At 65.1% G+C, this 20,653-nt stretch carries 19 protein-coding genes; 8 read left to right on the top strand and 11 right to left on the bottom strand.

All coding sequences use genetic code 11. From position 1 onward, the window contains the following. Positions 1-4: 4 nt before the first annotated feature. Genes NA5_RS29635 through NA5_RS29620 form a run of 4 tightly spaced genes read right to left on the bottom strand, consistent with a single transcriptional unit; the run spans position 5 to position 4,198 of the window. Positions 5-877, bottom strand: coding sequence for a carbohydrate ABC transporter permease (locus NA5_RS29635; RefSeq protein ID WP_062991919.1), 873 nt, complete (start codon positions 875-877; stop codon positions 5-7). Continuing rightward, a complete protein-coding gene (locus NA5_RS29630; protein WP_157110697.1) occupies positions 874-1,839 on the bottom strand; it encodes a carbohydrate ABC transporter permease in 966 nt (321 codons plus the stop codon). Before NA5_RS29630 ends, NA5_RS29635 begins: the two co-directional genes overlap by 4 nt. A gap of 2 nt (positions 1,840-1,841) precedes the next feature. Continuing rightward, entirely contained in the window at positions 1,842-3,197 is a 1,356-nt protein-coding gene (locus tag NA5_RS29625; protein WP_062991917.1) for an ABC transporter substrate-binding protein, read from the bottom strand. Continuing rightward, entirely contained in the window at positions 3,194-4,198 is a 1,005-nt protein-coding gene (locus NA5_RS29620; protein WP_062991915.1) for a sugar-binding transcriptional regulator, read from the bottom strand. The genes NA5_RS29625 and NA5_RS29620 overlap by 4 nt, the downstream gene beginning before the upstream one ends. Positions 4,199-4,285: 87 nt before the next feature. On the opposite strand from NA5_RS29620, the gene NA5_RS29615 reads away from it, so the two are divergent. Together NA5_RS29615 and NA5_RS29610 are read left to right on the top strand one after the other, a co-directional pair. Beyond that, complete coding sequence (locus NA5_RS29615; RefSeq protein WP_062991913.1) at positions 4,286-5,794, top strand: mannitol dehydrogenase family protein; 1,509 nt, start codon at positions 4,286-4,288, stop codon at positions 5,792-5,794. 5 nt (positions 5,795-5,799) lie between these two features. Beyond that, the gene (locus tag NA5_RS29610) at positions 5,800-6,807 is read left to right on the top strand and encodes an NAD(P)-dependent alcohol dehydrogenase (protein WP_062991911.1); all 1,008 of its coding nucleotides are present in this window, start codon (positions 5,800-5,802) and stop codon (positions 6,805-6,807) included. Between the two features lie 181 nt (positions 6,808-6,988). Here the strand turns inward: NA5_RS29610 and NA5_RS29605 are convergent, their stop codons facing one another. Then, positions 6,989-7,717, bottom strand: coding sequence for an ABC transporter permease (locus NA5_RS29605; RefSeq protein ID WP_062991957.1), 729 nt, complete (start codon positions 7,715-7,717; stop codon positions 6,989-6,991). Positions 7,718-7,743: 26 nt separating this feature from the next. Beyond that, a complete protein-coding gene (locus NA5_RS29600; RefSeq protein WP_062991909.1) occupies positions 7,744-9,021 on the bottom strand; it encodes a glycosyltransferase in 1,278 nt (425 codons plus the stop codon). Between the two features lie 92 nt (positions 9,022-9,113). Between NA5_RS29600 and NA5_RS29595 the strand changes: the two genes are divergently transcribed. Both NA5_RS29595 and NA5_RS29590 read left to right on the top strand, forming a co-directional pair. Further along, positions 9,114-11,678, top strand: a complete 2,565-nt coding sequence (locus NA5_RS29595; RefSeq protein ID WP_084484518.1) for a cytochrome P450 — start codon at positions 9,114-9,116, stop codon at positions 11,676-11,678. 41 nt (positions 11,679-11,719) lie between these two features. After that, positions 11,720-12,538: an SDR family oxidoreductase gene (locus NA5_RS29590; RefSeq protein ID WP_062991905.1), complete on the top strand. Its 819-nt coding sequence runs from the start codon at positions 11,720-11,722 to the stop codon at positions 12,536-12,538. 47 nt (positions 12,539-12,585) lie between these two features. On the opposite strand, the gene NA5_RS29585 is transcribed toward NA5_RS29590, so the two are convergent. Then, positions 12,586-13,377, bottom strand: a complete 792-nt coding sequence (locus NA5_RS29585) for a hypothetical protein (RefSeq protein WP_062991903.1) — start codon at positions 13,375-13,377, stop codon at positions 12,586-12,588. A 50-nt stretch (positions 13,378-13,427) separates the two neighbouring features. Beyond that, entirely contained in the window at positions 13,428-13,913 is a 486-nt protein-coding gene (locus NA5_RS29580) for a MarR family winged helix-turn-helix transcriptional regulator (protein ID WP_062991901.1), read from the bottom strand. Positions 13,914-14,213: 300 nt separating this feature from the next. Here NA5_RS29580 and NA5_RS29575 point away from each other — a divergent pair, with 300 nt between their 5' ends. From NA5_RS29575 to NA5_RS29565, 3 genes are all read left to right on the top strand, one after another. Continuing rightward, on the top strand, positions 14,214-14,642 hold the full coding sequence (locus tag NA5_RS29575) for a cupin domain-containing protein (RefSeq protein WP_245672455.1): 429 nt from the start codon (positions 14,214-14,216) through the stop codon (positions 14,640-14,642). Between the two features lie 335 nt (positions 14,643-14,977). After that, entirely contained in the window at positions 14,978-15,436 is a 459-nt protein-coding gene (locus NA5_RS29570) for a hypothetical protein (protein WP_062991899.1), read from the top strand. A 12-nt stretch (positions 15,437-15,448) separates the two neighbouring features. Next, positions 15,449-16,411 carry an MvdC/MvdD family ATP grasp protein gene (locus NA5_RS29565; RefSeq protein ID WP_062991897.1) on the top strand — a complete coding sequence of 321 codons (963 nt, stop codon included), beginning with the start codon at positions 15,449-15,451 and terminating at the stop codon, positions 16,409-16,411. A gap of 68 nt (positions 16,412-16,479) precedes the next feature. On the opposite strand, the gene NA5_RS29560 is transcribed toward NA5_RS29565, so the two are convergent. The 3 genes from NA5_RS29560 to NA5_RS29550 all read right to left on the bottom strand — a co-directional run bounded on the left by NA5_RS29560 (position 16,480) and on the right by NA5_RS29550 (position 19,717). Then, entirely contained in the window at positions 16,480-16,713 is a 234-nt protein-coding gene (locus tag NA5_RS29560) for a helix-turn-helix domain-containing protein (protein ID WP_062991895.1), read from the bottom strand. A 152-nt stretch (positions 16,714-16,865) separates the two neighbouring features. After that, complete coding sequence (locus NA5_RS29555) at positions 16,866-18,497, bottom strand: ABC-F family ATP-binding cassette domain-containing protein (protein ID WP_062991893.1); 1,632 nt, start codon at positions 18,495-18,497, stop codon at positions 16,866-16,868. Positions 18,498-18,646: 149 nt separating this feature from the next. Continuing rightward, positions 18,647-19,717: a phage tail tip lysozyme gene (locus NA5_RS29550; protein ID WP_062991891.1), complete on the bottom strand. Its 1,071-nt coding sequence runs from the start codon at positions 19,715-19,717 to the stop codon at positions 18,647-18,649. Between the two features lie 163 nt (positions 19,718-19,880). Here NA5_RS29550 and NA5_RS29545 point away from each other — a divergent pair, with 163 nt between their 5' ends. Next, positions 19,881-20,645: an SDR family oxidoreductase gene (locus NA5_RS29545; RefSeq protein WP_062991889.1), complete on the top strand. Its 765-nt coding sequence runs from the start codon at positions 19,881-19,883 to the stop codon at positions 20,643-20,645. The last annotated feature ends 8 nt before the right edge of the window (positions 20,646-20,653 follow it).

Genomic DNA, 20,653 nt, shown 5'->3' with positions numbered 1-20,653 from the left:
TTCCTTACTTGATGGCGCCGAAGGACAGGCCGCGCACCAGCTTGTTCTGCGCGAACCAGCCCGCGAGGACGACGGGCAGGGCACTGAGCACTGCGGCTGCCGACAGCCGCGCCCAGTACAGGCCCTCGCCGGTGATGAAGCCGACCAGGAACACCGGAATCGTCTGTGCCTGTACGGCGGTCAGGTTCACCGCGAAGAAGAATTCGTTCCAGGAGAAGATGACGCAGATCAATGCGGTAGCGGCGATGCCGGGCGAGACCAGCGGCAGGATCACCTCGCGCACCGCGGTCCACAGGCTCGCACCGTCCATGCTCGCGGCCTCGAGCAGCTCGCTGGGCACCTCGAGGAAGAACGAGCGCATCATCCACACCGCGATCGGCAGGTTCATCGCGGTATAGAGGATGACCAGAGCCCAAATGTTGTCCAGCAGCCCGATATTGCCGACGATCACATACAGCGGCACGATCGCCGCCACGATCGGCAGCATCTTGGTGCCGATGAAGAACATCAGGGCGTCGCGGGTATTGCGCACCGGGCGCAGCGACAGCGCGAATGCGGCCGGAATACCCAGGGCCAGAACGAGAATCGTCGACATCCCGGTGGCGAAGGTGGAATTCAGCAGCGTGGTGCCGATACCGCTGTCGAGGACCGCGGAGAACTGGTCAAGGGTCGGCGTGAAGAACAGCTTCGGCGGATCAGTGTAGGCGTCGCCCTCTTGTTTGAACGCCGTGAGCACCATCCACAGCACGGGGAAGAACATTCCGATGCCGATCACCCAGGCAAGCGCACCCCACAGCAGACCCGCCCGGCTGCGCCGACGACGTATCCGAACCTGCTGTGCCGTACTGGCTTTGTCGGCAAGCGCAGGCGCGTTCATGCGGCTTCCTCTTTTCCGGTGAAGGACTTGAACAGCAGTCGCAGCGCGAGCGTCGCGACGATGGTGGTGGCGATGACAGTGATGACCCCCATGGCCGCGGCCTGACCGATATCGAAACCGAGGAAGGCGCGCTGATAGATATAGAAGGGCAGATTGGAGCTGGCGATGCCCGGCCCGCCCGAGGTCATCATGTACACCGCGTCGAAGGTGTTGACCAGGTAGATCGCCCCCAGCACGGCCCCCAATTCGATGAACCGGCGCAGGTGCGGCAGGGTAAGTTCACCGAAAACCTGCAGTGAGTTCGCGCCATCGACGCGGGCGGCCTCGACGATGTCGCGTGGCATTGATTGCAGCCCGGCCAGGATCAGCAGCATCATGAACGGCGTCCACTGCCATACCAGATCTGCCATGACCGCTGGCAGGGGATACTTGCTCACCCAGTCGATCTGGCCAACGCCGAACGGTTTCAGTACGAAATTCACCAGCCCGAACACCGGATCCAGCATGGTGGTCTTCCAGATGAGCGCCGCCGCGACAGGAGTCACCAGAAACGGCGTGATCAGCATGGTGCGGACGATGCCGCGACCGAAGAACGCGCGATCGAGCAGCAGTGCCAGCAGTAGTCCGAGGACCACCGAGATGATGACGGTCCCGGCGATCATGATGACGGTATTGAGCGCCACCTGCCGGAATTGGCTGTCCCGGAAGACATCCGCGTAGTTCTGCAACCCGATGAAATGGCGCGAGCCGGGGCGGACCAGGTTCCACGATTGCGTCGAGTAGTACAGCGTGAAAACGAACGGCACCTGGGTGACCACGACCATGAAGATCAGGGCGGGCAGCAGCGGACCGCGCCGACGCCAGCCTTGGGACCGTGTGAGCCGATCGCGCCGCGCGAGGATCGGCGGTGGTGTTTGCGTGGTCGACTCGTAAGCCGCTGGCGCTGTGGTGGTTTCAGACATGGCTACTGGTTCTCTCGGTACGACCTGCCGACCGCGTCGGCATATTGCTGGGCTTGGTCGAGTGCCTCATGGACGCTGATCCGACCCGCGACGGCGGCGCTGATCTGCTGGCTCACTCTGGTTCCGAGGTCCTGGAACTCCGGGATGGCGAGGAACTGAATTCCGGTGTAGGGCACCGGCGCCGCGGTGGGATGTTCCGGATCGACCCCCTGCATCGATGAGAGCGTCAAGGGTCCGTATGCCTTCGATGCCGCGGCGTATTCGGGAATCTGATAGGTCGACATCCGGCTGCCCGGTGGCACATGTGACCAGCCGAGCTTCTCGCCGACCATTCTGATATAGGGTTTACCGGTCATCCATGAGATGAATTTCCAGGCCGCATCCGGTTTTTCACTGGACTTGGGAATGCCGAGCGACCAGGTATACAGCCAGCCCGAGTTCGGCTTCTGCATGACCGGTGCGGGCGCGTATCCGATCTTGCCGACTACCTTGCTGGACGCGGGATCTTCCAGCACCGACACCGCCGAGGTCGCGTCGTACCACATGGCGGTGTTGCCCTGGGACAGCTGCGTGGCGCATTCGCTGAATCCGCTGGCGGCCGCGCCGGGTTCACCATGTTCGCGTACCAGGTCGATGTAGAACTCGACGGCACGAACCACCTCGGGACTATTGAGCTGGGCGTGCCAGTTCTCGTCGAACCAACGTCCGCCGAAGGTGTTGATCACGGTATTCAACGGTGCGAGCGATTCACCCCAGCCCGGCTTACCGCGCAGGCAGATCCCGGAGCGACCGTCGGCGGGGTCGTCGAGTTTCGCGGCTGCCTGAGCGATTTGATCCCAGGTTGGTTCGGCGGGCATGGTCAGCCCCGCTTTTTCGAAGAGATCCTTGCGGTACATCAGGAACGAGGATTCGCCGTAGAACGGCACCGAGTACATATCGCCCTGGTAGGAAAGAGATTTCTGGAGGGACGGGATGAAATCCTGGGTGTCGTAGCCGGGCGTCTCGCGCGCGTAATTCGACAGGTCGATGAGCCAGCCGTTCTTGGCCCACTGCGGGGTCTCATAGTTGCTGATCATCACCACATCGAATTCACCGCCGTGAGTGGCGACCGAGGCGGTGATCTTGGCTCGCGCCTGATTCTCCGACAGCGAGACGAATTTGAGTTCGATACCGGGATTTTCGCGTTCGAACTCACCGGACAGCGCGATGGCATCCTGCATCTGCGAGTTCGAAACCATCGCGATGGTGACGGTGTCGCCGCTGGTGGTGGTGAACGATCCGGCGCCCGCGCAGCCGCCCAACCCCATTACAGCCGCGACAGCCAGTGTCGCAGCGGCTTTCGCATGGTGTATGTTCATCGGCCAGAACTCTCCTTCTTTTCCAGCAGCCACCGCGCGCACTCGATATCGGTGACGAGAATGGTGGCCAGTCCGCCCCGCAGCGCCCCGAGGACGGCTTCATGCTTGGACTCTCCACCGGAAATCAGTAGCGAGGTCGGACAGGCTCGGATGGCGTCGAGTCCGACCGAAACCGTCCGTGCGGCAAGCGATCCCGCGACATCACTGCCGTCGGCACGGAAGAATCGGCCGCCGATTTCGCCGACCGCGCCCAATTCGCGCAGTTCGTCGAGGATCGTGGTGTCGAGATAGCTGCCCTCGAACAGTGTGGTGGCCGTGGAGACCGGTCCGACGCCGAACATCATGACGTCGGCACCGCGCCCCAACGACATGGCGCGGCCCAGCAGTGAATCGTGTTCCAGCGCGGTCACGGTCGCCGGATCCGCGTAGAGCGGTGCGTGCAATCGAACGGGGTTGGCCTGCAGCTGACTGGCGCAGCGGCCGAGGGTGTAGTCCACGCCGGTTTGGTAGTCACCCGAGGTCATCGAACCGTCCAACTGGACAACGGTCGCGCATCGAGCCGACTTGGTCCATAGCTCATGCGCGACCGCGATAGTGTCCGGACCCCAGGTGAATCCGAGGGTGTCCGTCGGCCGCAGCCTACGGTTCAGGACACCGACAGCGGCGCGCCCGAACGGCAGCAGGCTCGCCTGGGATCGGTCGGGCACCTCGCCCAGCACCACCGCCTCGGTGAGCCCGAACCTCGCCTCCAACTCGCTCTCGACATCGGCGTGCACGGCCGAGCGCAACTCGTCCGGGACATTGATCTCGATGCGCACCAGCCCCTGCGCCCGGGCACGAGCGATGAGCCGCCCCGCGGTCGGGCGGGAAACACCCAGCTTGGCAGCTATTTCCGCCTGGGTGGCGCCTTCGAGGTGATAGAGCTGCGCAGCCCGCAATGCCAACCGGACATCGTCCGGACTGCCTGGCCGGGACGCTTCGGTAGCCACTGCGCTCCTCATCGATGCCTGAACATCTGCTCACTAGCTGATCTATTGCTCAAGAGGCTACCATCGCGGTGTGACATACACAACAGTCGAGGGGTCGTTATGAACGGGGCCACAACCACGGCGCTACGCGCCGACACGATCGCTGAGCTCGCCCCGGAAATTTCGGTGCCGACCTACGACCGCACCCGGATCCGCACCGGGATAGTCCACTTCGGAGTCGGCGGGTTCCATCGCGCCCATCAGGCGATGTACATCGATCGGCTACTGGAAAACGGCGGTGCTACCGACTGGGGTATCTGCGGAGTCGGCCTGCTGCCCGCCGATCGGCGCATGCGCGATGTACTGGCGGCACAGGACGGCCTGTACACCCTGTCGGTCACCGAGCCGGACGGCGCCTGGCGGACCCGCGTGATCGGCTCGATCATCGAATACCTTTACGCGCCCGACGATCCGGAAGCGGTGATCGAGAAGCTGGCCGATCCGGCAATCCGAATCGTCTCACTCACCATCACCGAGGGCGGATACAACTTCTCCGCGACCACCGGCGAATTCGACGCTGCTGATCCGGCGATTCGGGCCGATCTCGCGCCGGACACTTTGCCGCGCACGGTATTCGGGGTCGTGACCGAAGCGCTGGTGCGCCGCCGTGCGCGGGGCATCGCGCCGTTCACCGTCATGTCGTGCGACAACATCGAGGGCAACGGGCATATCGCGCGGGCCACCTTCGGGGCGTTCGCGCGGCTGCGTGATCGCGAGCTCGGCGACTGGGTCGAGCACGCAGTGCGGTTCCCCAACTCGATGGTCGACCGCATCACGCCCGTGACACCGGCCGACGCGTCCGCCGAGCTTTCGCGCCGCTATCGCCTGGAGGATCGGTGGCCGGTGCTGACCGAGCCGTACACCCAATGGGTGCTGGAGGATTCGTTCACACTCGGCCGCCCCGACTTCGATGCCGCCGGGGTGCAGCTCGTCGCGGACGTCGCACCGTACGAGCTGATGAAACTGCGGTTGCTCAACGCTGGCCACCAGGCACTCGCCTACCTGGGATATCTGAGCGGCTACCGCCTGGTACACGAAGCGGCCCAGGATCCGAACTTTCGCCGATTCCTGTTGCGCTACATGGACCGTGAGGCAACACCCACTCTGCGCCCGGTGCCCGGAGTCGACCTGGACCGCTACAAACACACTCTCATCGAGCGGTTCGCCAACCCCGCGATCGGCGACACCATCGCCAGATTGTGCGCCGAATCGTCGGACCGCATCCCGAAATGGCTGCTGCCGGTCATCCGCCAGCAGCTCGACGCTCGCGACGGATCCGGCGAGATCGATTGTGCCGCAGCAATTGTCGCTGGTTGGGCGCGCTATGCCGAAGGCGTAGACGAGCACGGCGAGCCGATCGAGGTCATCGACCGGCTCCGCGACCAGCTGACTCCGCTGGCCCGCCGCCAGCGCGACGATCCGACCGTATTTCTCAGCGACAGAACAGTATTCGGCGATCTGATCGACCAACCCCGATTCGTCGACGCCTATGTCAGGGCGTTGCGTTCATTGCATGTTCGTGGTGCCAAGACGACGGTGGCCGAGTTGGCACGCAAGGAAAGGCAGTGACACCTATGCGCTCAGCGGTCCTGGAAGCGGTCGGGAAGATCGCGATCGTCGAACGTGCCGTCCCCGAACCCGGTCCGGCCGAGGTTCTCATCAAGGTCAGCGCGGTCGGTGTCTGCGGCTCCGACGTGCACTACTTCGAGCACGGCCGGATCGGCGACCACATCGTCGAGCAACCGTTGGTGCTCGGCCACGAAGCCTCCGGCATAGTGGTCGGATTCGGCACCGGCGCGCGACACCATCATCTCGGGCAACGAGTCTCGCTCGAGCCGGGAGTACCGGACTTAACCTGCCCCCAATGCCGGGCGGGCCGCTACAACCTGTGCCCGGATATCCGATTCTTCGGCACACCACCGATCAATGGCGCATTCTGCGAATACGTGGTGCTGCACCAGGAATTCGCGCATCCGGTACCGGATTCGCTGACCGACGAGGCGGCCGCCCTGCTGGAACCGTTATCGGTCGGCGTGTGGGCCTGCCGCAAGGGACGGGTTGGTGCGGGCGACCGCGTGCTGGTCAACGGCGCGGGCCCGGTCGGGCTCGTCACCGCGCAGACCGCACTGGCTTTCGGTGCGTCCGAGGTCGTGATCACCGATGTGAACCCGCAGCGGCTGGCACTGGCCATCGAACTGGGCTGCACACACGCGGTGGACGTCCGCGGAACCGCACTGCGCGACATCGGATTCGAACCGAATGTCCTACTGGAATGCTCCGGACTTCCCCCGGGCGATGCGGTGCGGACGGTTGCCAGGGCTGGGCGGGTGGTGCTCGTCGGCATGGGCGGCGACGACATTCCGCTCCCGCTGCCCTACCTCCAGGAACACGAACTGGAGCTGACCGGAACATTCCGTTATGCGAACACCTGGCCGACCGCGATCGACCTAGCTGCCACCGGACGAGTCGATCTCGACCGCCTCGTCACCGGACACTTCGCTCTCGACCAAGTGTCCACGGCACTGACCACCGGCCGCCACGACCCCGGCTCGATCAAACCGATCGTGCTGCCCAACACTTGACCCACCCGAATCGACGTGCCCTCAGAACATCGAGTCGAGGTACTAGCTCCTCCGTTGCCGCGCCAGCAGCGGCTGGTGCTGCAACGTTCCAGTCGAGACGCCGCCGATTCGGTTACCTGCGGGGAGTATGGGAATCACCGCTGGGACGAGCCGTCAAGGCGACTCGGTGGTCGTGCGGCGGTCAGTGGTGCGACAAGCGGCTGAATACGACGCTGGCGCTGGTGAATCCGAGGACGGCGAGAATCGCGCACCAGAGGAGGGCGAGGGGGGTGTTGTGGCCGGTGTCCAAGGAGTTCAGGAGTCCGCGCACGGTTTCGATGATGGGGGTGGCGGGTTGGTAGTCGGCGAAGCCGCGGAGCCAATGCGGCATCGTGCTGGTTTGGACGAAGGCGCTGCTGATGTAGGGGATGAACATGATGGCGTAGGTGAGGCCCCCTGCAGCTTCCGGGTTCTTGGCGACCAGGCCGAGGGCTACGGCGATCCATGAAATGGCGGCGACGAAAAGGGTGATGACCGCGAGGGCGGCCAGCCAGCCGAGCGGACCGGCCTGGGGGCGGTAGCCGAGTGCGAGCGCCACCGTGACCGCGATCGCGATGGCCGCGAGATTACGCACAACGCCCTCGGCGACGTGCCCGGCGAGTACGGCCTGACGGAACATCGGCAGGGTGCGGAAGCGGTCGATACTCCCCCGTGTCATATCGGTGGAGACCGCGGTGGCGGTGATGGATGAACCGAAACCCGTGCACAGCAACATGATTCCGGGCACCACATAGTCGAGATATGGCCCGCCGACATCGATGGCGCCGCCGAAGACATAGGTGAACAGCAGCATCACCAGAATCGGCATGAGCAGCGAAATGATCAGCGTGTCGCGGCTGCGCATGGTGTGCCGGACGCAGCGGCGGAACATGACGAAGGTGTCGGCGAAGACGTCGGTCACCGGGCCGCGGCCTCGATGATGTCGGCGGTGCGGGCTGCGGCATCCTCAGTGCTCAGTGTCTTCGCGAATTCCGCTGCGCGGGAGCGGCGTTCGGGCGTCAGCAGCGACGCGACGCCGTGTTCCAATCGGGCTTCGGTCAGTCGCGTGAACGGCAGATGCGCACCGACACCGAGTCGCTCGACCTGCCCGCCCCACATCGGCTGTTCGAACGACACCGAGCACACCAGCGTCGGCAATCCGGCGCGCAGACTCTCGAACAGCGTCCCGATACCGCCGTGATGCACCGCCGCGGCGCAATACGGAAAAACCAGATCGTGCGCGAACGGACCGACAACCTTCACATTCGGCCCCGCCTGCGCATCGGCAATATCGAGATCACTCCACCCAGCGCTGACCAACGCACGCACACCCAGTCGAGCAGACACTTCGGTAACCATCGCCAGCACCGCGGCGGTATCCCTGATGGGCATACTGCCGAATCCGAAGAACACCGGCGGCTCCCCCACATCGATCCAGGAAAGAATTCCCGCGTGATCGCCCGCCAGATCACCGACGGCCTCGCGAGCGGCGTGATCGAGCGTCAGAAATCCGGTGAACGGCCTGCGCTCATCCCATTGTTCGGGCAGTCCGGGAACTAATGCCGGATCGTAGATCTGCACTTCGGGAACATGCGCCCGCGCCAATACCGCTGCGGTACTCGCCCGCGATTTCGCCAGTCCGAGCGTCGCGCGTAGCTCATTGAGATAGCGCATGAACACCACGCGGCGCAGATTCTCCGCGACCGCCCACGTCGCCCGATTGACGACGGCGGGCGGATTCCACCGCGGCGGCAGCGCACCCGGAAACGGATATGCGCTATTACTCCGACACGGGAAATAGTGCAGGCTCACGAGGGGAACCCCCATTGCCTCCGCAACCGAACTCGCCCGATCCTCGGTGACGGTGCTCGCCACGATCAGATCCGCGCCCGTACAAACGTCGATGACCTCCCGATTCATCTGCTGGGCATAATCGGCCATCTGCCGGGCGACCAATTGCATGAGCCGCAGGGTGTTGCCCGCGGCGAGCGCCCGCTGTCCGGCGTCCGAACTGTAGAGCCGCTGCACATCCGGTCCGCAGGCGACGGCGGCAAGCCCGGTCGCCGTGGCGAATTCGACCAGATTCGGCGGCGCACCGAGCAGCACATCATGGCCGCGACGGCGCAGCTCGAGCCCTAAAGCCACGACGGGTTGGACATCACCGCGGGTTCCGGTGAGCGGAATCGCTATTTTCACGGCACTCTTTCGTATCTGGGCCCTGACGCCGACCGGATAATCCACAGAATTAAGGGCTCCGCACGGCGGCGATGTGTCAGTACAGTGCCATTGTGCACATAGCGATGTTCATGGACTACCACCCGGCCACCCTCGGTGGAGTCCAGACCGCGGTGGCTTCGCTGTGCCGTGGACTCGAACGCGCAGGTCACCGCGTCACCCTGTTCGTCGCGCCGCAGCCGGGCGCCGACGAGCTCGCGAATGTGATGCCGCTGCGCGCCGCGGGTGGTCTCGCGGTGAACGGATTCCCGGTCGTGCTGCCGACCAAGCACAATGCCGAACTCATCGACGCCGCCTTCGCCGCGCGCGGACCGATCGATCTCGTACACACCCACACCACCTACGGTGTCGCCATCGCGGGCATGAAAGCCGCACGGCGACACCGGATTCCGCTCATCCACACCGCTCAGAGTCGCGATGACGCGTTCATCGAGAACACCTCGCCCGCACCGTATCCGGCGGCGCTGGCCCTGCGTGCCCTGCACGGCCGATTCGTACCGCACGATCAGCATATGCCGCACCGCTCCGAAAGCCGTGCCGCGCGCCATGCGTGGTGGACGATCGTCGGTCAGGCCCAGGCCGCGGATCGGGTCATCGCACCGACCCAGCACTTCGCCGATCAATTGCTCGCACACGGGCTGACCCGGCCGCTTCGGGTGGTGTCCAACGGCGTCGACGACGAGCTCATCGAAAACCACACCGGCACACCGGTTGTCGAACGCGCGGTCGACACACCACTGCGGCTGATCTGGTGCGGGCGACTGTCGGCGGAGAAGCGGCTGCTCGCCGCAATCGAGGCCGTACGGTATCTCGACGAATGCACGCTCGATATCCACGGTGACGGCGACCTGCGGGCCGAGGCGGCCGCCGCCATCACCGAATATCGACTCGCCGACCGAATCCGCTTGCACGGCAGGGCCACACAAGCCGAATGCCTGGCGGCAATGTCCGATGGCGACGCACTGCTGTTCCCCTCCAATGGTTTCGACACACAGGGTATGGTTCTGCTGGAGGCGGTGGCGGTCGGACTGCCGATCATCTACTGCGATCCCGATCTCGATGAATCGGTACCACCCGGCGGCGGCATTCGCACCGCCGATCCATCGCCCGTCGCGATCGCCGACACCGTCGCCAAGCTCGACGCCGATCGCAGCGCGCTCACCGAAATGCGTCAGATCCTTGGCAAATACCGCGATTCGGTGCGCCAGTCGCAGCACATCGGGACCGTTCTCGAAATCTATCGACAGGCCAGGGCCGATTCCGCACGCAGCCCGGAACTGGTCATGCCGCAATCGCTTTCCGGAGTACCGACCGCGCCGGGGCGACTCCCGCTGGTCGGCCACAGCCTGCGTGCCCTACGCGACGCTCCGGGCTTCGTCACCTCGCTGGCCGATCTCGGCCCGATCGTGCGCCTGCGGTTCGGCCAGAAGACCGGATATCTGCTCACCACACCGGATCTCGTCCGCGAGGTCGGGCTCGGCGATGCCGAACTCAATCGGGATGATCTGCGCGAGGCCATCGAGGATGTCGCGGGCGGATCGGTCAATGTCCTGCGCGGCGAGGAACACAAGTTGCGGCGGCGGATGATCTCGCCCGCGCTGCGGCAGAGCCGCCTTGCCGAGTACACGCGGGCGGCGGCCGATATCGCCGAAACCTGGTCGGCGGGACTGCCTTCGGGCGGTCAGGTCAATCTGATGGACGAGGCACACGGCCTGATCCTCGACACGGTCTCCTCGACGCTGTTCACCGCCGATTTCAGCGATGACGCCCGCCGCGAGATCCGGGACAGCGTGCCATGGTTGCTCAGTCAGGTCATTCTGCGCACCGCGCTGCCCCCGCAGGTGCGCCGACTTCGGCTCGTTTCGAACTGGCGCTGGCGCACCAAGGCCCGGCACCTGCGTACCGCCATCGGCGCCGTTATCGCCGAATACCGCCGCCGCGACGAGGATTTCAACGATGTGGTCTCGGCGCTCATCCGGCACACCGACAGTGAGACCGGTGCGACCCTGTCCGACGAGCACATCATCGATGAGGCGATCCTCATGCTGGCCGGTGGCGTCGGCTCGATGGCGTCACTGACCGGCTGGCTCTGGCACGAGGTCATGCGCCGCCCCGGGATCGCCGAGCGGTTGTACGCCGAACTCGATTCCGTCGTCGGAGCGGGCCCGGTCCGAGCCGATCATCTCGGCGCACTCCCCTACCTGAAACAGGTTGTGGCGGAGACACTTCGGTTCTGGGGCCCATGGATCAGCGCGGGCACCGCCGACGGCGATATCACCATCGGCGGACTCACCGTTCCGGACGGCACGGCGATCATGTTCTCTCCCTACCTGGTTCAGCACAACAAGCGCTACTACGCGGATCCGGAATCCTTCGATCCGGACCGCTGGTCACCCGAGCGCGCAGCCGATATCGACAAGAAGGCCAATCTCTCGTTCGGCGTCGGCCGCCGCCGCTGCCTCGGCGACCATTTCGCCATGATCGAAATCGGCCTCGCCGCCGCCGCGCTGCTGGCCCGCTGGCGCCCGACACCCGACCCGAACTACACGGTGCGCGCCTCCAACCGAGACTTCGTGCTGTCTCCCTCGGCGCTGCCGGTTACGCTGCACCCGCGTTGAACACTTGCTTGGAGTGCACTCCAGGTCATTAGCGTGGTCGCATGAGCAAAGTTTGGTTCATCACCGGAGTCTCACGAGGATTCGGCCGTGAATGGGCACTCGCCGCGCTGGAACGCGGCGATCAAGTGGCCGGAACGGCGCGCGATACCAGCACACTCGACGATCTGGTCGCCAAATATCCGGACACCTTCCTGCCGCTGCGCCTGGACGTGACCGACCGGGACGGCGATTTCGCCGCGGTACAGCAGGCGGCCGAGCGATTCGGACGACTCGATATCGTGATCAACAATGCCGGTTACGGCCAGTTCGGCATGATCGAGGAACTCAGCGAGGACGAGTTCCGCGCGCAATTGGAAACCAATGTCTTCGGCGCCCTGTGGGTCACCCAGGCGGCGCTGCCGATCCTGCGGGCCCAGGGCAGCGGCCACATCATCCAGGTATCGAGTATCGGCGGCATCTCCGCCTTCCAGAACCTCGGCGCATACCACGCGTCGAAATGGGCGCTGGAGGGTTTCTCCCAGGCGCTCGCACAGGAGGTCGCGGCCTTCGGCATCCACGTCACCCTGATCGAACCGGGCGGATTCGGCACCGACTGGGCGGGCCCCTCGTCGCGGCATGCCAGCCCGCTCCCGGCCTACGACGAGGCCAGGGCCGCCCGAGCCGCGCAACGTTCGGCGGTGCGCCAGGGTGATCCGGCCGCCACTCGCGCGGCCATCCTCGCGGTGGTCGATGCGCCCGAGCCGCCGCTGCGCATTTTCCTCGGCGAGCTCCCGCTGACCATCGCCACCGCGGATTACGAATCCCGCCTGGCGCTCTGGCGTGAGTGGCAGCCCATCTCCGCTGCGGCACAGGGGGATTGAGCCATACAGCTCGGGTGCGACGCCGCAGGTACGAAACCGCGTCGGGGTCAGTAGTTGGCGTTCAGGTAGTCGGCGGCATGGGTGGTCCACAGGACGTTCGTACCGGGCATATTGTGTCCGGAGTAGAGCACGTGCTGACCATCCGGCCACGGCGTCAGATAGCCGATGACACCGTTGACCGCGGTCGCATAGCGATCGAGATTGCCGATCGGATCGTTCATCAGGAAACGCAGCAACTCGGCGAAGATCAGCGGGCCCACATTGCCGATACGCGCTCCCTCCACGAACGAAAAGGGCGAAATGCCGATATCGATGACACGCAGCGGCGAGTCGCCCGGTGACGCGGTGATGATATCGCCCGGATTCGCGTACTCCTGGACATCAACGGCGGGCCAGGGGCCATGCTCACCGTGCAGGCCGTAAGTCGTTGCGGGACAAAGATTCCCGACCGACTGACCGCGTTTGCGCAGCGGGTTGGCGATATTGACAGCGAAGGCGATTTCCAGGGGCGAGCCGTCGGTGTTCTTGTACTTGCCCGACCGCACCCCCTCCAGGATCTTGCTCGCGCAGATACTTCCGAGCGAATAGCTCAGAAGTCCACAGACGTTCGGCGAGTCCTGAATCGCCTTGACGCCCGCCGCGACACCGAGGCGGATCGAGGTGTCCAGCGAAGGGCCCCACAGCTCCGGGCTCGGCCCCACCGATGCGGGCCAATCCGGCTCGAAGGCGGTGAAACGCTCGGGATCGAGCAGTTTCGTGACATCGCGCAGCATGCCCGCGGGCGTCCCATTGGTGTTCCGCGGTTCACCCGTGCCGCGGAGGGTGATGATGTCGATCATCACTCCATGGTGAACCGATGACCGGCCGAGCACCCGAGTAGCGAACTACCTCATTTCGCCGTGCCCTCGAGGCTGGCGAGCAGTACCCGGGCGATGCGGTCGAGGTCGCGCCGATCCTTCGCCGAGAGCACCGACAGCATCCTCGTTTCGTTCTCGGCATGCGCGGTGACGACTTTGTCGATCAGCGCGCGGCCCGCGTCGGTAAGGGCGACCCGGATGGCGCGGCGATCCTCCGCGTCCGCGATGCGCCGGACCAGCCCCGCCGACTCCAGGCGGTCGAGCCGTCCGGTCATTCCGGCGCGGGACATCATCAATGTGTCGGCGAGCACCGACGGGTTCAATTCGAACGGCCACCCCGAACGACGCAGTGCGGCAAGCACATCGAACTCGCCACGCTGCAGCCCGTGCGCGATGAATACCGCCTCGATATCCCGCTGCGCGACCACAAGCAGCCGCCCAAGCCGTCCGATCACCCCCATCGCCTCCAACTCGAGGTCCGGCCGCTCCCGGCGCCACTGCTCGACGATCGCATCCACCGGATCCTGTCCCGCCTCCCCGGGCCTTTTGCCGGTCGTACCTGCCGCGACAGTGTCGTTGCGGGCCGACGGTTGAGTGCCTGGCGGGGTTCTGGGCGTACCCGGCGAGTTACCCATGTGCCTGCGAAATCAGTTGTCGCGTGTCAGCCATGGACAACATTCTATTCGCTGGGATATAGTTCGCTAGCGAATTATATTTCAGCGAATCACTTGGAGACCGTCATGAACGCCACCACCGACCGCACCTTCGCCATCCGCCAGCCGCAGGATGCCGAGACCCTGGTGACCCCCTCGGTCACCATGCGCCTGCTCATCGATTCGAACGAGGCGGGCGGCGCGGTCAGCCACCTGGAGGTCACCATGGATAAGGGCGCGGACGGCGCGGCACCGCATTACCACACCAAGTCGGACGAGCTGTTCTACGTCGCGGACGGCGAGCTGCAGGTACTGGCCGGGGACGAGATCGTCACCGTGGGTGCGGGCGGGTCGATCGTCGTACCCAAGCTCATGCCGCACGCCTTCGGTGCGGCACCGGACAGCTCCGCGCGAATCCTGATCGCCCTCATGCCCGCGGTGGAACGCTTCGGCTACTTCCGCCTGCTCGACCGGCTGGTCAAGGGCGAGGCTACCTTCGAGGACCTGGCGGCATCGCAGGAGGAATACGACAACTGGTTTGTCGAGGCCCCCGAATGGTGGGCCGAGCGCAACGCGAACCGGCGCGAGTCGTGAAGCGACGCAGATCTTTCGAATCCGCCGGGAGATCGGCGACTTCGACGGTAGGGTCGCAGCGGAGGCCGAGCGACACATCCGCGCCGACGGATGCACGGCCGCCAATCCCGGGCAATGCCGCCCGAGCATAACCGTTCGAAAGTAGCTCAACGATTGCCGAGGCGCGTTGTAGCTAATATCGAAAATCTTTCGGCGCTAGTGCATCCCGAGCTTCAATTCGGTTTGCCAGCGGCGGGGAAATCCCGCGATCCGAACCGTGCGAGACCCCTTGCGCGATATGATCCAGTTCCCGCTCGGGGGTCCTGGCTAATCGCGAGCAGATCGGAGAGCTCACTATGACCGACGCAATCCACCTCCCCGGTACCGGGCCGGCGGGTGACCGCGTCCCCGCGTTGCAGGGACTGCTGGTGGCCGAGTCGGAACAAGATTTCACGGTCAGAGTGACCGAAGGAACCTGGACCTTCCGCCGCGACGATGTGCTGCGGGTTCTCGACTGGACCGACGGCGCGGCCGCCGAGCGTGACGGCCGCCCGGTGCTGATGGATATCCGCCCCGGCGCGACCGCCGATTTCACCCGCCGCCTGCGCATCGACCTGGTCGACCGGCCGATGACGCTGGCCGAGGAACCCTCCGCCGCACTGGGAGATGAAGCGCTGCAAGAACTCACCGCATCTTGGGCCGACAGTCTGCAGCTCGCGGAATGCCCTGGCACCAGCGGAGCGACCTTCACCTACTGCCAAACCAAATCGCTCGCGACAAGCGACGACGGCATCAACTGCGACAGTCTCGACTGAACGGGACTGCGCATGGCGGCGCGCCGGACAGGTTCGGTCCTCATCGTCTCCGAATCCGATGATCTGCACGGCACCGCGATGGCGGCGACGTTGCGAGAACACCACGGGCTCAGCCCGATTCAGCTCGATCTGCGCGACTTTCCGCGCGAATCCGGAAGTTTCCGGCTCGATCGGCACGGCACCACGCGTTCGCTGTCGCATGTGATCGGACTCGACGATGTCCGCTCGGTCTGGTGGCGCAGACCGCATCCCGCGCAGGTTCCGGCCGGTGTGCGCGCCTCCGATGACGCCTACCGCCAAGCCGAATGCGATGGCTTCATCCAGGGCCTGCTGTGGTCGATCCCCGCGTACTGGGTCAACGATCCCGGCGCCGATCGCACCGCGAGCCGCAAGATCGTGCAGTTGGAGACCGCGCGCCGAGCCGGTTTCGTGATCCCGGAAACCCTGATCACCAACGATCCGGACGAGGCGCGCAGCTTCATCGAATCACGTTCGGGCTCGGTGGTTTACAAGCGAACCGGCACCGGACGCGCCGAATTCGCCGAGACCCGGCTGATCACCAAGGCCGACTTCGGCCGCCTCGCTGGCATCCGCTCCGCGCCGACCACCTTCCAGGACTACGTCGAGGCGCAGTGCGATCTGCGGGTGGTGTGGATGGACGGCGTCGAATGGGCGGTGCGCATCGACTCGCAGTCCGGGGTCGGCCGGGTCGATTCCCGACTCGACACCACCGTCGACTTCGCACCGGAGCATCTGCCCGCCTCGGTCAGCAAGTCACTGGCCACACTCATGGGCGCACTCGGCCTGAGCTTCGGCGTGCTGGATCTACGCCTCGGCCTCGACGGCGAGTACTACTTCCTCGAGGTCAACCCACAGGGCCAGTTCGCGTATCTGGAGATCAAGACGGGCCTGCCGATGTTCCGCAGCCTCGCCAACCTGCTGGTCAACGGCGACGGCACGGTGCCGGGCTATTAGCGCGCGCTCGATCTCGCTCGGTGTCGGCGAAATCCATTCGCCTACACCGGGATCAGGATCCGCGAACGCTACTGACCTTTGCGGCGGTTCGCACCGCCGCGGCTGCGGAGCTGCACGTGCGACTCCACCAGCACGTTGTGGATGAAGCCGTAGGAGCGGCCGGTCGACCGTGCCAGCGATCGAATGCTGGCACCCGCCTCGTACTGCTTCTTCAGCTGGGTTTGCAAACGGTCTCGTGATTTCCCCGTGACGCGTGTGCCCTTACCCAGTGTGGCCTTGACTTGTGTGGGCCTGTCGCTCATGGCTTCCTCCGAGTCGCCGAGCCGCGTCTTTCCAGGCTAGACACTCGAGAAGCTGTGATCAACGGGTCTTTGTGATGAATATCACCGAAGACCCCATCCCGGGACGCGAAAATCCACCGCCCGCAACAAAACTCCGGCCGGATGGCCCCGGATCAGGCCAACTGAATCAGTTCCAAATACTCCGCCGACCAGTGGTCTTCCTGACCGTCCGGCAGCAGGATCACCCGTTCCGGGGACAGCGCCTCGGCCGCACCCGGGTCGTGGGTGACCAGGACGACCGCGCCGGCATAGGTGCGCAGCGCGTCGAGGACCTGTTCGCGCGAGATCGGGTCCAGGTTGTTGGTCGGCTCGTCGAGCAGCAGCACATTGGCCGCCGAGGACACCAGCCCGGCCAGCGCCAAACGGGTCTTCTCACCGCCGGAGAGGGTGCCTGCGGGCTGTTCCAGCTGCGGTCCGGAGAACATGAACGCACCGAGCAGGCCGCGCAGCTCCTGCTCCCCCGCATCCGGTGCGGCGTGGCGGATGTTCTCCCAGACCGTGGCTTGATCGTCGAGGGTGTCGTGCTCCTGAGCGAAATAGCCGATCTTGAGCCCGTGACCGGGCACGAGACCGCCCGCCGTCGGCGTCTCCACCCCGGCGAGCAGGCGCAGCAGGGTGGTCTTACCCGCGCCGTTGAGGCCGAGTACGACGACGCGACTGCCGCGGTCGATGGCCAGGTCGACGCCGGTGAAGATCTCCAGCGAGCCGTAGACCTTGGTCAGGTTCTCGGCCATCAGCGGCGTCTTACCGCAGGCGGCGGGTTCGGGGAATTTGATTCGCGCGACCTTGTCGGCCACCCGCACCTCGTCGAGTTCGGCCATCAAGCGGTCCGCGCGCTTGGCCATGTTCTGTGCCGCAGTGGCTTTCGTGGCCTTGGCACCGAGTTTGGCGGCTTGGGCGCGCAGGGCACTGGCCTTCTTCTCGGCATTGGCGCGTTCGCGACGACGACGCTGTTCATCGGTGGCACGCGCGTCCAGGTATTTCTGCCAGCCCATGTTGTAGACGTCGGCCTCACCGCGCACCGCGTCCAGGAACCAGACCTTGTTCACCACATCGCCGAGCAGTTCGACGTCGTGGCTGATCACGATCAACCCGCCGTCGTGGTTCTGCAGGAAGCCGCGCAGCCAGGTGATGGAATCGGCGTCGAGATGGTTGGTCGGCTCGTCGAGCAGCAGGATGGTGTCCGAGCGGCCGCCGCTACCGTCGGAGGCGGCGAACAGGATGCGCGCCAACTCGATTCGACGGCGCTGACCACCGGAGAGCGTGCGAAGAGCTTGGCCGAGCACTCGATCGGGCAGGCCGAGGCTATTGCAGATGCGCGCGGCTTCGCTCTCGGCCACATAGCCGCCGAGCGCCGAGAAGCGCTCCTCCAGCCGACCGTATTTGCGCACCGCCTTTTCGCGTTCGGCATCATCGACCACCTCGGCCATCAGCGCCTGCTGCTTCTCCATATCGCGCAGCAGGGTGTCCAGGCCGCGAGCCGAGAGCACGCGATCGCGAGCGAGCACATCCAGATTGCCCTCCCGTGGATCCTGCGGGAGATAGCCGATATCGCTCGAGCGCAAAATCTTTCCGGCATAGGGCTCACCCTCGCCCGCCAGAATGCGCAGCGTGGTGGTCTTGCCCGCGCCATTGCGTCCGACCAGTCCGATCCGGTCGCCCGCCTGCACCCGCAGCGCAGGTCCGGGGGCCGACAGCAGGGTGCGGACTCCGGCCCGGACCTCCAGGTCCGTCGCGGTGATCACAGGCTTCTCCTACGGGTACGTGGTGCTGGTCGGTTGCTGCTCGATTGTGCGACGAGAAGGCACACAAGAACCACCGATTTTACCCGGCTCCGGAGGTGCTTCTTACACCCGCGATCCAGGGTGTGACCGCGCTAACTCCGCGATCGACGCTAGACCGCCACACTGGCCATGTTCGACGCGATGCTGTTGGCATTCGCGACGCGCTGGCCGCGCGCCTCACCGGAGCTTCGTTCGTAGTACTGGTCGAAGGCCGCCGCCGCGGCACCTGCCGAGTTCGCCGACTTGATCTGTCCGTACGCACCCGATTCGGTGCCCTGCAGTTCGTGCATCATGAAATCGACCTGGACGTGCCAGTCGGTGACCGACTTGCCCTGAGCGGCGGCGAACGCCTCCAGATTCGTCCGGCGCCCGCCTTCCCATTGGCAGAGGCCGATGGCCCCCTCGGCCGGGTTGTAGGCACCGGTATCGAAACCTGATTCGACCTGCATATTGCCCAAGATGCCCGCCGCTTGCGCCGGTGTGAAGCCCTTGCTGAGGAGATATTTATAGATCTCGCTGGCCGTCACTCGCTGACCCCCGCTGATGGGTTGGGCACTCGCGCTGCGGCCGAGACCCGCGGGTCCGGTGGAGTTGCGGCGGTTTCCGCCATTCCCGGTATAGGCGGGGAACTGGTTGCCGCTTCCGATCGAATTCGGGGCACTTCCGCTGTGGTCCGACTCCGGGTCGGTGATCTTTCCGGCATGATCGTCGAGTGCGTCGTACGCTTCCGAGACGGCCTTCGCCGCTTTATCGACCTTCTCATCGATCTTGTCGATGGCGGCCATCTGCAACTCGATGCTGCGCGGCAGCGGAACATCGGTCAGATTCGGCACACCGCCGATAATCTCCTTGACGTCGCGCACCAGTTTCTCGACTTCGGTGGTCACGGTGTTGGACACATCGGCCGATTTCGCCGCGATCTGGGCGATATTGCTGTCCAGTGAGTTCAGATCCTCTTTATATTTCGTGTCTTCGCTCTGTTTGGCATGGTATTTCGCGACGAGATCGCCGTCCTTCAGCTGCGACTCTCCCAGGCCCTTCAGCCCATCGACCGTAATCGACTTCGCCGAACCGTCGCCGACCGCCTTCACCAACTTCGTCAGCACCCCCTCGAAATGGCCGATGAAGGCGTTGAGGATAGGTGCATCCGGGCGGGGCGGCAGCGATGTGTCGACAGCCATGTCTCACCTTCCCGTCGATACCTCTCCGGCAGCTTAATCGCAGCTAGGCGCCACGCTCTGAGCGTCGGGTCCCCGCCGGTGGGAACAGTCGCTCGGGGGCGAAATCGCCCAAACCCGACCGGGGTCAGCTGGGCGGATTTCAACAGCGGTAGCGTGCCATCACATGACGACCGATCTGTTGGGCAAGAGCGCACTCGTTTCCGGAGCCAGCCGGGGCATCGGCAAGGCCGTCGCGGCGGAGCTGCTGCGGCGCGGTGCCAATGTGCTGATCACCGCCCGCAAGCCGGAACCGCTCGAGCAGGCGGCCGCCGAACTGCGGGCGCTCGGTCATAGGGGTGAGGTCAGCGCGCTGGCGGGCAATTCCGGTGATCCGGACAGCCGGGCCGCCGCGGTGGGTCGGGTGGTCTCCGAATTCGGCTCGCTGGACATCCTGATCAACAACACCGGCATCAACCCCGTCTACGGCTCGCTCATGGATGCCGATCTGGAGGCGGTGCGCAAGATCTTCGACGTCAATGTGGTCGCCGCGCTCGGTTACGTGCAGGAGGCGTACAAGGCGTGGATGCGCGAGCACGGCGGGGCGGTGGTGAATGTGGCCAGTGTCGCCGGGCTCCGCTCGACCGGAGTGATCGCGGCGTACGGCGCGTCCAAGGCCGCGCTGATCCGGCTCACCGACGAACTGGCCTGGCAACTGGGCCCGAATATCCGGGTGAACGCGGTGGCGCCCGGCGTGATCAAGACCAAGTTCGCCGACGCGCTGTACTCGGCGGATGAGGAGCGGGCCGCGAGCGTGTACCCGATGAAGCGACTCGGCGCGCCGGAGGATGTGGCACAGCTGATCGGATTCCTGGTTTCGGATGAGGCCGAGTGGATCACCGGTGAGACGATCCGCGTCGACGGTGGGTTGTTGTCGACCGGCGGAATCTGAACCGTCCC

The organism is Nocardia anaemiae NBRC 100462 (assembly GCF_001612725.1).
Taxonomy (GTDB): domain Bacteria; phylum Actinomycetota; class Actinomycetes; order Mycobacteriales; family Mycobacteriaceae; genus Nocardia; species Nocardia anaemiae.
Note: the sequence above shows the minus strand (reverse complement) of the source record. Positions and strands in the feature narration are given on the sequence as shown.